Source organism: Arthrobacter sp. QXT-31 (assembly GCF_001969265.1).
In the GTDB taxonomy this organism is placed as follows: Bacteria; Actinomycetota; Actinomycetes; order Actinomycetales; family Micrococcaceae; genus Arthrobacter.
This window is the reverse complement of the sequence record NZ_CP019304.1, coordinates 1,578,698-1,591,908: the sequence shown is the minus strand read 5'-3', so window position 1 is coordinate 1,591,908 and position 13,211 is coordinate 1,578,698. Positions and strand designations below refer to the sequence as shown.

Below are 13,211 nucleotides of genomic sequence, written 5' to 3'. Positions count from 1 at the left end.
TGCGCCGGTGTACCCCTACGTTTGACCTGGTGGCAGTGCCAGACTGGCTGCATGCGGATAGAGATCGTTGAGGGCGACATCACCGGACGTCCGGTGGACGCGGTGGTGAATGCAGCCAATTCCTCCCTGCTGGGCGGCGGTGGCGTGGACGGCGCGATCCACCGGGCAGCGGGGCCGGAACTGCTGGCGGCCTGCCGCGAGCTGAGAGCGACGACGCTCCAGCACGGGCTGCCGGTTGGCGCTGCTGTGGCCACCCCCGGGTTCGGGCTGCAGGCGCGCTGGGTCATCCACACCGTCGGACCCAACCGGCACGCGGGGCAGACCAATCCGGCACTGCTTGCGTCCTGCTTCAGCGAGAGCCTGCGAATCGCCGAGGACCTGGGCGTGCGCTCGCTGGCCTTCCCTGCGGTGAGTGCCGGGGTCTACGGCTGGGACGCCCGGCAGGTGGCGCAGATAGCCCTCGACGCCGTCCGCTCCTACACCGCCCGCGCTGGTGAAGGCGGCGTGGAACTGGTGGAGTTCGTGCTCTTCAGTGCGGAAACCGCGGCGGTCTTCCGGAGTGTCTTTGAAGGTGCTTCGTAGCCGATCCGGCTAGCGGACTTCACTCAGCCGGAGGCGGCTGCGGTACTCCACCGGCTTCTTTGAAATGGGGTCCACGAACCGGATGCCCCGTGCCAGCAACTGGAGGGGCTTCGTGTAGTCGTCCGGCGCCTTGTCCAGCAGCTCGGGGTAGAACGCGTCGTGCAGGATGCCCAGGCCCAGCGAGGCCATGTGCACGCGCAACTGGTGGGTTTTCCCCGAATGCGGCTCGAGCCGGTAAAGCCCAAGGCGTCCGGCGGCGATGCTGCCAGGGTGGGTGCCGCCGTCGAACGTCCGGAGCAGGTCGATGCGCGTCTCCGCATTCGGTTCGCCGTCGATGACCTCCGCCAGCAGGTAGCTCCGCGACTTTGTCATCCGGTTGCGGACCACCACCGGGAAGTCGACGGCGGGGTGCCCGGCCGCCGGCTCGGCGGCCGAGACGCACTCATATTCCTTCTGGACCTGGCGCTTCTCGAAGAGCACCTGGTACTTGCCGCGGGTCTCTGGGTTGGTGGAGAGCAGGAGGATGCCCGCCGTCATGCGGTCCAGCCGGTGCATGGGGATCAGGTCCGGGAGGTCCAGCTGGTTCCGCAGGCGCACCAGCGCCGATTCCTGGATGTAGGTGCCGCCGGGGGTGGTGGGCAAAAAATGCGGCTTGTCCACGACGAGGATGTGCTCGTCCTGGTGCAGGATGTTCAGCTCCACGGGCAGCCGGGTTTCCGGCGGCAGCGTGCGGTAGTACCAGATGAAGGTGTGGTCCTCGAGCTTTGTGCCGCGGTGCAGGGGGATCCCGCCCTCGCCGACGATCTCGCCGGCGTCGAACCGGTCCTCGATGCCCTGCGGGTCGATGTGCCCCCAGCGGTGCATCATGTAGTCCATCGCGGTGTCCCAGGGCCCCTCGTCCGGAAGGCGCAGGCGGGTCGCGTTTACGCCGTCGCGCACGGGAAGAGGGGATTGCATCACCGGTCCATTCTACGTTGGGCCCGACCTGCCCTCGTCCTGTCGCCGTCCCCGCACTTGGCGCCGTCCCTGCCCCGTCCGCCGTCGAAACCGCTGGAAAACTGCCGCCCCGCCGGAACTCTACGGCGGTCCCGCACTGTTCCCGCGATCTCGCCGACACGGACGAGAAAAAAGTTCTTGACAAAAAAATTCGTCGGTACGGATACTTGGACCATGCTGGACATCGAAGTGATCGAGGACCCGGCGGCGGCTGAGGCCTCGCTGGATCCCATCCGGACCCGGATCCTCCAGGAGTTGGCGGAGCCGGGCTCGGCAACGCAGCTTGCGGCGAAGGTGGGCCTGCCCCGGCAGAAGGTGAACTACCACCTCAAGGCGCTGGAGCGGCACGGCCTCGTCGAACTGGTCGAGGAGCGCCGCAAGGGAAACGTCATCGAGCGCGTGCTGCGGGCGACGGCGGCGTCCTACCTCATTTCCCCGGTGGCCCTGCAGTCGGTGGCGCCGGATCCGCGCCGTTTTGCGGACCGTTTCTCGGCCTTCTGGCTGCTGGCGCTCGCCGGCCGCATGGTCCAGGAAATGGGGAAGCTCATCACCGGCGCTGCCGCCGCACGGCAGAAACTCGCCACCTTCGCGATCGACGGCGAGATCACCTTCCGCACCGCCGCGGACCGCGCTGCATTCGCCGAAGACCTCGGGGTGGCGGTCACCCGGCTCGTGGACAAGTACCACCACGGCGGCGCCGGCGGTCGGAAGCACCGGCTCGTCGTCGCACTCCACCCCGCACTCAAGCCGCAAAACACAGACCCAACCAACGCCATCACAGCTAAGGAGCAGGACAATGACTGACGACCGGAACTTCGAGATCGTTTTCGACACCGAGCTGCCCGGCACCCCGGAACGGGTCTGGGAAGCCGTCACCAAGGGCACCCCGGGCTGGATGTTCCCCACGGACCAGTGGCCGGACGTGAAGACGGTGGAGGAGTATCCGTACCACCTCGTGTCTCGCATGGACGGTCCGGACGGCTGGTTCAACCAGCTCGAGCATGTCCTGGAACCGCTCGACGGCGGCCGGGCCAGGCTCCACTATGTCCACAGCGGCATCTTCGCGGACGACTGGGACCAGCAGTACGACGGCGCCAGCAAGCACACGGAGTTCTACCTGCACACCCTGGGCCAGTATCTGCAGCACTTCGACGGCCGGCCTGTGGTCTTCACCGATATCCAGGCACCCGCCGAATCGCAGACGCCAGACGGCTTTGTGCAGCTCAAGAAGGCGCTGGGCGTGGACAGTGCGTCGCAAGGCGACAGTTTCGATGTGGAGGTCGACGGCGTCGGGCGGCTTACGGGGCAGGTGGACTTCTCTAACGAGAACTTCCTCGGCCTGCGCACCAAGGACGCCCTGTACCGGTTCTTTGGCCGGAACGCGTTCGGGGCGCCGGTGGGCATGACCGTCCATGACTTCAGCGGCAGCGGCGATTCCGAAACGACTGCCGGTGCCTGGGGCGCGTTCCTGGGGAAGGTCTACGCGTAGTCCGTCCGGATTCCTGCGACGCGCAATCTGACCGATGACGCGCAAATCGCCAGGCGACACCTGAATTCCCGCGTCGCCAGGGGAAATGCGCGTCGTGGGAGCGAATGCGCGTCGCGGGGTCGCCTGTGCATCAGGCTATGGCGGCGGCAGGCGAATCCCTGAGGGTCCGGCGCAGCTGCGGGGCGGCGTCGAGCCTGTCCTGGGCTGCCCGCAGGGCGAGGACGGCTGTCTCAAGCTGGTCCGGCGGCAGAGTGAACGGAATGCGGAGGTAGTTTTCAAACACCCCGCCCACACCGAAGCGCGGGCCGGCGGCAAGGCGAATGCCGAGTTCCGGGGCGATGACGGTCAAGGCCGTGCTGTGCGGTGACGGCAGCCGGCACCAGGCGGCCAGCCCGCCGTCGGGCCTTTCCGCCTCCCACCGCGGCAGGTGGAGCTTAAGCAGCTCCAGCAGCGCGGAACGGTTCTCCCGGAGCGCCGCCAGGCGGGCCGGAAGGGGATCGGCCAGGTTCCGCACCAGGTGGGCCGCCGCAAGCTGCTCCACCACGGGGCCGCCCAGGTCCATCGTTGACCGCACGGCCGCGAACCGCTGAATCAGGCTCTCCGAGGCACGGATCCAGCCCGTGCGCATGCCCGCCCAGTGGGACTTGCTCAGCGACCCGATGGACACCACGGCCGGGCTGAAGGAAGCCAGCGGGGCCGTTGTGCCGCCGTCGAGGTTCACTGCACGGAGTGTCTCGTCCACCACCAGGACAGTGCCTGCCGCCGCGGCGGCGCGGACTAGGCGGAGGCGCTGGGCGTCGGGCATCAGCCGGCCGGTGGGGTTGTGGAAATCCGGGACCGTGTAGGCCATCCGGGGCCGCTGCTGCATCAGGGCGGCTTCGGTCGAGTCCAGGTCCCAGCCCCGCTCCGGCGCAGGCGGAAGGGGCACCGGCACCATGCGGCAGCCCGTGGCGCGGATGGCGTCCAGTGCGTTCGGGTACGTCGGCTGTTCCACGAGGACCTTGTCCTGCTTTCCGACGAGCGCCCGCAGCACGATGTTGAGCGCATGCTGCGCGCCGGACGTCACCATGATCTGCCCGGCCGTGGTGGGCACGCCGGCGTCGGCATAGTGGCCGGCAATCGCCTCCCGAAGGGCAGGCACCCCCAGGGCGTCGTAGCCGAAGCCGGGCAGCAGGGCGGGCAATTCAGTCAGGGCGGCGGCGAAGGCCTGGTGGACCGCTTCACCGCTGGCGGGGAGCGACGCGTACGCGAGGTCGATGACGCCGTCGGGAACGGCCAGGCCCGGCGCGCCGGACAGGGCCGCCCGCGAGTCCCGCTCCTGTCCGGCCGTGTAGGCCGTCCGCGGCAGGCAGGTGCGGCCGCGTGTGCCCTGGCCGCTGCTCAGGAATCCCTGTTCGCGCAGGCTGGCATACGCGGCGGTCACCGTGGTGCGGCTGACGGCGAGGATCGCGGACAGGGTCCGTTCGCTGGGCAGGGCGGTGCCCAGCGGGATGCGTCCGTCGAGTACCAAAAGACGCACGACGTCGGCCAACTCGCGGTAGGCGGGGGCGCTGCCCCTTTGCCACTGGCCCAGGAGACGGGCGAGGGCGGTGGGCGTGAGGGATCCGGACATGAGGCCAGTATTTCAAACTGGCCATGGAAAACAAGGCCAGTTTTCCCGGAGGATGGTTCAATGATGATCCGCAGACTTATACAGCTCTTCACCGGCCTCGCCATGTACGGCATTTCGCTGGCCCTGTTCATCCGGGCAGGGCTTGGGCTGGACCCCTGGGACGTGTTCCACCAGGGGGTTGCCGGCAAGACCGGACTGAGCATTGGCGCCGTGGTCATCATCGTCAGCTTCCTGGTGCTCCTGCTGTGGATCCCGCTGCGCCAGCGGCCGGGCTTCGGTACTCTCTGCAATGCCATCCTGGTGGGCGTCTTTGCCGACGTCGGGCTTGCCCTGATCCCCGCGTTCTCCCACCTCGGAGCCCAGATCGCGCTGCTGGGCGGCGCTGTGGTGCTCAATGGCATCGCTTCCGCGTGCTACATCGGTGCCCGCTTTGGCCCCGGGGCCCGCGATGGGCTGATGACAGGCCTGGCCCGGCGCACCGGCTGGTCCGTGCGCCTGTCCCGGACACTGATCGAGGTGGTGGTGCTCGCCGCCGGCTGGCTCCTTGGCGGCTCGGTCGGCGTGGGAACCGTGGTTTACGCGCTGGCGATCGGGCCGCTGGTCCAGCTGCTGCTGCCGTACTTCATGGTCCCCGCCCGGATCCCTGCCACCAGCGGAGGCGCCGGAGAAACGGCCGGTTCAGCTTCCGGGGACCGCGAGGGCGAATCCGAGGCGCCGGTGGCCGCCTCCTGACGCGCATCTTTCGTGTCCGGCGTCCGGGCAGTCAGGCTTCGGGGGCACCCAGCAGCGGCTGGCACCTGGGGCAGAAGTAGATGTCGCGTTCCTCGGTGACTGTCCCCGCTGCACCTGCCCCTGCAACGCCGCCCCGCGTGCTGATACCGGGCCTGCTGCTGTCAGGGACGCTTTTGCCCAGCACTCCGTGGCGGATGGGCGTCCGGCAGCGCAGGCACGGCTGGTGCTCGCGGCGGTACACCCAGTAGCCCGGCCGGCCGGCTGCCCGGCCCACCGGGGTACCACGGGCGTCGAGCAGGGTTGTCCGGCGGCCCGGCCCCAGGTTTGCCTCCAGGAGCTGCTTGGCGTCGGCAAACATGCTGGGCCAGTCCTTCACTGCGGCAACGGGCGACGCCGGGTGGATGCCGGCCAGGAAGCACACCTCGCAGCGGTAGATGTTCCCGATGCCCGCGAGGTTGCTCTGGTCCAGCAGCGCCACCCCGACCGGCACGTCGGGCTTCGCCGCCACGCGGCGCTCGGCCTCGGCCGGGTCCCAGTCCGGGCCTAGCAGGTCGGGGCCGAGGAAACCGACTGCCTTGTCCTCCTCGCTGGTCTTGATCACCTCAAGCAGGCCCAGGGAAAACCCGACGGCGTCGGCTGCGGCCGTGCGGAGCACGCACCGGGCCGTGAATCCCGGCTTCCGCCACCTGCCGCCCGGCGGGTAGATCTGCCAGCTGCCCTCCATTTTCAGGTGTGAGTGGATGGTCAGCCGTTCCTGGGCCGGGCCCACCAGCCGCATGAGCAGGTGCTTGCCGCGGGGGAGCACCTCCTCCATGGTCCAGCCGGCAAGGTTCAGCGTGGCGAAGCGGGGCACCCGGAAGTCGGACGCAAGAACTTTCTGGCCGGCGAGGGCAGCGTGCAGCTGGCTGGCGGCGCGCCAGACGGAGTCGCCCTCAGGCACGGATCCTCAGCCCCTTCGGCGTGGAATAGGCGCCGGCGGCGGTCAGCGCCGACGCGGCGGGGGTGTCCAGGATGTCATGGCCGTTGACTTTTTCCATGACGAGCTTGTCCACGGCGCCCCGTTTCACGACGTCCACGAGGGCACCGGCCGCGGCGGCGAGGACGGATTCGTCTTCCGTGAAGACCAGCAGCGTCTTGCCGCCGCGTTCGACGTACAGCACCAGTGCGCCGTCGACCAGCACCACCAGAGCACCGGCCTTCCGCCCCGGACGGTGGCCCGTACCGGCGTCGGCCTCGGTGGCGGGCCATGCCAGGGCGGCGCCGTAGGGGTTGGCCGGATCTGTTGCCGCCAGAGCCAGTGCCACCGGTTCCGGCTTGGCCAGCTGGGCGTCCTCTGTGTAGGAGCGCAGCCGGTCGACGGTCGCCGGCACTGCGAACTGGGCGGCACCCAGATGCTCGATGAAGTAACCCCGCCGGCACCGTCCGGCCTCCTCCAGCCGGGCCAGGACCTTGTACATGAGGCCGAATCCGCCCAGGATGTTCTCGGCCATGACGGATCCGCGGGTGACCACGCCGTACCTGTCCAGCAGCAGCTCCGCGGTGGCGCGGGCGTGGATGGTCGGATCGAGCTCGGGCGTCGGGAGCGCGGACCAGCGCCCCGCGGCAAGCGGCGGGGTGGGCACTGCGCCGCTGCCTGACCCGTAACGTCCGCCGGACAGGCCCGGCGAACCGAGCAGGCCCGTGCCATGGGACCGTCCGAGCCGGCTGAGGCGCGGCGCCCTGGCCCGGGGGGCCCGCGCCACCTGCCGGTGGGCTGTGTGGCCGCCGGCGATGAGGGCCCGGACCGGGGCGAACGTGTCCCCGGTGACCCGGCCGGCCCAGGCCAGGTCCCAGATCGCGGACACGACGTCCTGGTCGCCCAGCACCGCGTCCATGCCGCCGGCAATGTCCGTCAGCTGCCGGAAAAAGTAGCCGCCGCCGTTGGCCTGCAGGTGGTCCAGCAGCCGCCGCTGGGCATCACCCGGTTCAAAGTCAGGGGCCGGGTTCAGTGTCAGTTCCACCGAATCCGCCAGGTGCAGGCTGATCCAGCCGTCGTTGCCCGGAAGTGAGCCGGCCCCCGACCAGAGGACTTCCCCGGCGGCCATGAGCTCGTCCAGCATGGCGGGCTGGTAGTTGGACACCCTGCTGGCGAGCACCAGGGACTCCCAGGCGGAGGCCGGTATGGGCACGCCGGAGAGCTGGTCCACGGCGGTGACGATCCCGTCGAGTCCGCGCAGCGCCGGCTGACCCCGCCCGGCGCCGGGAGTGCGGACATGCTGCCAGGCCGGCAGGAACCTGCCATAGGCGGTGATGTCCACGGGCTCCACCTCGGCCCGCAGCGCGGCGAGCGAGCGGCGGCGGAGCTTGCGGAGCACTTCGGCGTCGCACCATTCGCTGCCGGCCATGGCCACTGATGCTGACGCGACGGCCGAGGCAGCGGCCGCTTCGGCCACGGGGTCAAGGCCGGAACCGGGCTCTGGCCGGGACATTGCCACGGCACCTTCATCGGCTCCTGGCTCTGCGGCGGGGGATTCCGCATGGGGGCGGAACTCACCCTCCACCACGCGCCCGTCGGCCGCCAGCCGCTTGAGGGCAGTTCCGACGACGGCGGCACCAAGTCCCAGCCTGGCGGCGGCTTCGGTGGCGGTAAACGGGCCATGAGTGCGCGCATAGCGCGAGACGAGGTCGCCCAGCGGGTCTGCCACCGGCTCGATGAAGGCCAGGGGGACACCCATGGGCAGCGGCACCCCGATGGCGTCGCGCAGCCTGGCCGCGTCTTCCACCGCGGCAAAGCGTTCGACGCCGGCGATGGTCACCTTGATCGCCCGGTTCGCCCGCTGAAGGGCGGCGAGGTGGGCGGCGGCTTCGGCCATGGTGGATTCGGACGGCGGGGTCTCGGCTTCGGCAGGCGGGGTGTCAGCAGGCTCACCCAGCGTCTCGTCGGCTTCGGTGGGCGGGGCACCGGATTCGACAGGCACAGCCAGCCGGTCTTCGGCTTCGGCCGGCGGGGTCAGCCTGGCAGCGACCTCGCCGGGGTCCAGGGGGCCGAGCAGGCGGAGGAGATCGGCCACGCCTTCGAGGCCGCGGACTTTCCGGTCGGGGGCAAGTCGCTGCAGCTCGCGTTCGGTGGCGTCGATGACCCGGGCGTCCAGGAGTTCGCGCAGTTCCACCCGGCCCAGGAGCTCATTCAGCAGCGTGGAGTCGAGCGCCAGCGCGGCCGCCCGGCGTTCGGCAAGGGGGGAGTCGCCCTCGTAGAGGAACTGCGCCACGTAGCCGAAGAGCAGGGACTTGGCGAACGGGGACGGCTGCTGGGTGGTGGTCTGGACAATCCTGAGCTCACGCCGTTCAACCGACGCGGCAATGTCCTTCAGGGCCGGGAGGTCGTACACATCCTGCAGGCATTCGCGGACGGTTTCCAGCACGATCGGGAATGACGGGTACTTCCGGGCGACGTCCAGCAGCTGGGCGGACCGCTGGCGCTGCTGCCACAGCGGCTGCCGCTTGCCGGGTGTCTGCCGGGGCAGCAGCAGGGCACGCGCCGCACACTCACGGAAGCGGGACGCGAACAGGGCGCTGCCGCCGACTTCGGCGGTGACAATCTGTTCCAGCTCCGCGGGATCAAACAGGAACAGCTCGGCCCCGGGAGGCTCGTCCTCCATCATGGGCACCCGGAGCACGATGCCGTCGTCCGCGGCCATGGCCGACCCGTCCAGCCCGTAGCGCTGGTTCAGCCGCTGGCCCACGGCAAGGGCCCAGGGCGCATGGACCGGCATGCCGAACGGGCTGTGCAGGATGACCCGCCAGTCGCCGAGTTCGTCGTGGAAGCGTTCCACCACGAGGGTGGTGTCGCTGGGAACCACCTCGGTGGCCTGCTTCTGCTCGGACAGGTACTGCAGGAGGTTGTTGGCGGCGAAGTCGTCAAGTCCGCTGGCCCGGCAGCGTTCGGTGGCAGGGCCGACGTCGGACGCTGAGAGTTCGCGGACGAACGCGCCAAGGGCGCGGCCGAGGTCCACGGGACGTCCCAGCGAATCACCCTTCCAGAAAGGCAGCTTGCCGGGCTGCCCGAAGGCCGGCGAGACGAGCACGCGGTCGTGCGTGATGTCCTCGATCTTCCAGCTGGTGGCGCCCAGGGCGAAGATGTCGCCGACGCGGGATTCGTAGACCATCTCCTCGTCGAGCTCACCGACGCGCCGGCCGCCCTTGGCCGGGGCCGTGCCGGAACCCTTGCCGTCACCCCCTCCTGCAGGTGAGGCTGACCCTTCCGTCTCCGTGCCGATGATGTAGACGCCGAACAGCCCGCGGTCCGGGATGGTGCCGCCGGAGGTGACGGCCAGCCGCTGGGAGCCGGGCCTGCCCTCGATGGTTCCGGCGTTGCGGTCCCAGACGATCCGGGGGCGGAGCTCGGCGAATTCGTCCGAGGGGTAACGCCCGGCCAGCAGGTCCAGCGTAGCCTCGAAGGCCGACCGGGGGAGCGTGGCGAAGGGGGCGGAGCGGCGGACAGTGGAAAACCATTCCTCAACGTCGATGCTGCCGAGCGCGGTAGCGGCAACTGTCTGCTGGGCCAGGATGTCCAACGGGTTGGCGGGCACGCTCAGGCGCTCGATCTTGCCGTCCAGCATGCGCTCAACGGTGATGGCCGTGTGGACGAGGTCGGCCCGGTGCTTCGGGAAAAGGTAGCCCTGGGAAATCTCGCCCACCTGGTGCCCGGCGCGGCCCACCCGCTGCAGGCCGCTGGCGACCGAGGGCGGGGACTCGACCTGCACCACGAGGTCCACGGCGCCCATGTCGATTCCAAGTTCCAGCGAGGACGTGGCCACGACGCAGCGGAGCCTGCCGGACTTGAGATCGTCCTCGATCAGGGCGCGCTGGTCCTTGGACACGGAGCCGTGGTGGGCGCGGGCCAGCAGCGGTTCGGCGCCCGCGGTGCTGCCGGCCTGCGCCATCATGTGCGCAGGGGTGGCTGTCGACGCCGGAACGCTTCCCGGCACGGACGGAGCGGGATCGTCCCAGCCCCCGCCGACCGTCAGGAGCTGGCGTTCCGCGTGGATCTCGTTGAGCCGGGCGGTCAGGCGTTCAGCCAGCCGGCGCGAGTTGGCGAAGACGATGGTGGACTGGTTGGCCAGCACCAGGTCCACGATCTTTTCCTCCACGTGCGGCCAGATGGAGGCCTGCGGCTGCAGGCCGGAAGCCGGACCGGAATCGAAGGCTCCGGCGGCGCCCTGGAGATCGGACATGTCCTCCACCGGGACGGAGACCGTGAGGTCCCAGTTCTTCCGGGAGGGCGGCGCCACGATTTCCACGGGTGCCGAACCGGCCAGGAACTGTGCCACGAGTTCCCGCGGTTCCACGGTGGCCGAGAGCCCGATCCGCTGGGCCGGGGCAGGCAGCAGGGCGTCCAGCCGCTCGAGCGAGACGGCGAGGTGTGCGCCGCGCTTGGTGCCTGCCACGGCGTGGACCTCGTCCACGATGACGGTGTCCACCTCGCTGAGCGTTTCCCGCGCCCTGGAGGTGAGCATCAGGAAGAGGGACTCGGGCGTGGTGATCAGGATGTCCGGCGGGTTGCTGAGCAGCGCACGGCGGTCCGAGGCGGGGGTATCGCCGGAGCGGACTCCGACGGTGATCAGCGGTGCGGGGAGGTCCAGCCGTTTGGCGGTCTGCGTGATGCCGATAAGGGGAGACCGGAGGTTGCGTTCGACGTCCACGCCAAGCGCCTTGAGCGGGGAGATGTACAGTACGCGGGTTTTCCGCTTGGGCTTCCGTGCCCGTGATGGCTTGGCCTTGGCCCCGGCTGGGGGTTCTTCGAGGCCCGGCAGCACCTCGGCCCCGGGTGAAGCCTGCGCCCCGGCGGCGGGTGCAGCCGGCCCGGATACCAGGAGCCGGTCCAGTGCCCAGAGGAACGCCGCGAGGGTTTTGCCTGAGCCGGTGGGTGCGACCACAAGGGCATGGGAGCCGGAGGAGATGGCGTTCCACGCGCCCTGCTGGGCGGGCGTGGGTTCGGAGAACGCACCGAGGAACCACTCCCGGGTGGGCCGGCTGAACTGGCCCATCGGGTTCCCTGATGGCGTGCCGTCGGACTCCTGTGACTGCATGCCGGCGGGCTCCTGTGACTGCATGCCGGCGGGCTCCTGTGACTGCATGCCGGCGGGCTCCTGTGACTGCATGCCTCCATCATGCCTCACGGCACTGACAGCGATGGCGGCATCAGGCAGACATGCCTTACTCAGCGGCGGGGAGGTCCCGGGTGGCTGGCCCCTCCAGCACCTGCCCGGTGCTGGTGAACCGGGAGCCATGCAGCGGACAGTCCCAGGACTTTTCGTTGTCGTTCCAGTGCAGGATTCCGCCCAGATGGGTGCACACTGCGGACAGGCTGCAGGTGGTTCCGTCAACTGTGGAGGTGGCGACGGGCCTGCGTCCGCGCATCGCCACGGTGCCCGTGCCCTCTGCCGGTGCGGTCCCGTCCGACGGCGGCAGCTTTTGCACCCTGCCCCAGTCCTTTGCCAGCGTGGCGGCTACTCCGGCGTTGAGGGTAACGGCTGAGGCCGCGCCCGGAGGTGAAGTGACCCTGCGGTGGATGGTGTTGGCCCATGGCAGCTGGCCGCCCAGGATATCCGCAGTGATGCCCAGGGATGCGGCCACCGCGTTGGTCATGCCCCATTTGTTGTAGCCGGTGCCGAAGAAGATGCGTCCGCGGCCGCGGGGAAGCTTGCCGAAGAATGGCATGAGGTTGGTGGCCTGGTAGTCCTGCGCAGACCAGGTGTGGGTAACAGTGGCGCCGGGGAAGTGCTGCTGTGCCCATGACAGCACATTTTCCAGGTGTGCCTGTTCCGAACGCGCCTTGCCCACCGGGTGCCCGTTGCCGCCCACCAGCAGGAGATGCCGGCCGTCCGCCGGATAGTCCCGGATGGACCGCACGGGCTGCTCCACGGAAATGTACATGCCCTCGGGCGGCGTCGCGTTGCCGGCGAGCTCCAGTGCTGCGGCGTAGGAACGGTTTGGCTTCAGTTTGGCGAAGTAGAGGCCGCGGTTCAGGACGGGGGTACCGGTGGCCAGCACCACCGAGTCGGCCTGGACCGATCCTTGGCCCGCGTGGACTGTGGACGGCCCCGCCCCGGTGACGTTCCGCACCCTGACGCCGGTAACAATGCGGCCGCCGTGGCTCCGGACGTCCTCGGCCAGCGCGGTGAGCACGTCCATGGGGTTGATCTGGGCCTGGCCGGGAAGGCGCACGGCTCCCCGGATGGGAAACGGCAGCCCTGCGTCCCGGACGTAGTCCACCTCCAGATCGGCGGCGAGGGCGGCAGTGAGCTCCGCGCGGACCGCCTCCGTTCCCTGCTGCGTGGCGGCATAGGTGTAGGCGTCGCGCATCTGGAACGGCACGCCGCGCTGCTCTAGGTACCGCAGCAGCCAGGCCTGTCCCTCGCGGTTGCCGGCCACGTAAGCGTCCACCACCTTCTGCGGGTATTGCTGCCGCAGGGATGAGAGCACCGTGCCCTGCAGCAGGGTGACCTTCGCTGTTGTGTTGCCGGTGGTCACAGCGCCCAGGCCGCGTGCCTCCAGGACAAGAACGTTCTGTCCCGAGCGGGCCAGCAGCAGCGCCGTGACCAGGCCGGTCAGGCCGGCGCCGACCACCACGGTGTCGCAGGACTCGCCGGGGGTGAACTGGTCGCTGGTGAAGGTGTCGGTGCGGTCCAACCAGAGTGACGTCACGTGTCTCAACCTGCCTTTGGCCTGCGTCTATGCCGCGGGGCGTTCCCGCGGCAGGCCCCGCGCTGCCAGCGGGATCCCGACGTAATCGTGAGTGTACTTACGAAGTTGGGGCCG

The 13,211-nt window shown here is 69.6% G+C and carries 9 protein-coding genes; 4 read left to right on the top strand and 5 right to left on the bottom strand.

Annotated elements, in window-relative coordinates; genetic code table 11:
• The first annotated feature begins 51 nt into the window (after window positions 1-51).
• A complete protein-coding gene (locus BWQ92_RS07145; protein ID WP_076798907.1) occupies window positions 52-582 on the top strand; it encodes an O-acetyl-ADP-ribose deacetylase in 531 nt (176 codons plus the stop codon).
• A 9-nt stretch (window positions 583-591) separates the two neighbouring features.
• On the opposite strand, the gene BWQ92_RS07140 is transcribed toward BWQ92_RS07145, so the two are convergent.
• Window positions 592-1,539, bottom strand: a complete 948-nt coding sequence (locus BWQ92_RS07140; protein WP_076798906.1) for an RluA family pseudouridine synthase — start codon at window positions 1,537-1,539, stop codon at window positions 592-594.
• Window positions 1,540-1,752: 213 nt separating this feature from the next.
• Between BWQ92_RS07140 and BWQ92_RS07135 the strand changes: the two genes are divergently transcribed.
• Together BWQ92_RS07135 and BWQ92_RS07130 are read left to right on the top strand one after the other, a co-directional pair.
• Window positions 1,753-2,382 (top strand): winged helix-turn-helix domain-containing protein, encoded by a 630-nt coding sequence (locus BWQ92_RS07135; protein ID WP_076798905.1) that lies wholly within the window; start codon window positions 1,753-1,755, stop codon window positions 2,380-2,382.
• Complete coding sequence (locus BWQ92_RS07130) at window positions 2,375-3,067, top strand: ATPase (protein WP_076798904.1); 693 nt, start codon at window positions 2,375-2,377, stop codon at window positions 3,065-3,067. The genes BWQ92_RS07135 and BWQ92_RS07130 overlap by 8 nt, the downstream gene beginning before the upstream one ends.
• A 130-nt stretch (window positions 3,068-3,197) precedes the next feature.
• Here the strand turns inward: BWQ92_RS07130 and yczR are convergent, their stop codons facing one another.
• On the bottom strand, window positions 3,198-4,679 hold the full coding sequence (gene yczR, locus BWQ92_RS07125; RefSeq protein ID WP_076798903.1) for a MocR-like transcription factor YczR: 1,482 nt from the start codon (window positions 4,677-4,679) through the stop codon (window positions 3,198-3,200).
• Window positions 4,680-4,739: 60 nt separating this feature from the next.
• Here yczR and yczE point away from each other — a divergent pair, with 60 nt between their 5' ends.
• Window positions 4,740-5,411 carry a membrane protein YczE gene (gene yczE / locus BWQ92_RS07120; RefSeq protein ID WP_076798902.1) on the top strand — a complete coding sequence of 224 codons (672 nt, stop codon included), beginning with the start codon at window positions 4,740-4,742 and terminating at the stop codon, window positions 5,409-5,411.
• 31 nt (window positions 5,412-5,442) lie between these two features.
• On the opposite strand, the gene BWQ92_RS07115 is transcribed toward yczE, so the two are convergent.
• The 3 genes from BWQ92_RS07115 to BWQ92_RS07105 form a co-directional block, all read right to left on the bottom strand.
• Entirely contained in the window at window positions 5,443-6,351 is a 909-nt protein-coding gene (locus tag BWQ92_RS07115) for an Fpg/Nei family DNA glycosylase (protein ID WP_076798901.1), read from the bottom strand.
• A complete protein-coding gene (locus tag BWQ92_RS07110; protein WP_076803568.1) occupies window positions 6,344-11,479 on the bottom strand; it encodes an Lhr family ATP-dependent helicase in 5,136 nt (1,711 codons plus the stop codon). Before BWQ92_RS07110 ends, BWQ92_RS07115 begins: the two co-directional genes overlap by 8 nt.
• Before the next feature lie 127 nt (window positions 11,480-11,606).
• Window positions 11,607-13,097 (bottom strand): FAD-dependent oxidoreductase, encoded by a 1,491-nt coding sequence (locus tag BWQ92_RS07105; RefSeq protein WP_076798900.1) that lies wholly within the window; start codon window positions 13,095-13,097, stop codon window positions 11,607-11,609.
• Window positions 13,098-13,211: the final 114 nt, after the last annotated feature.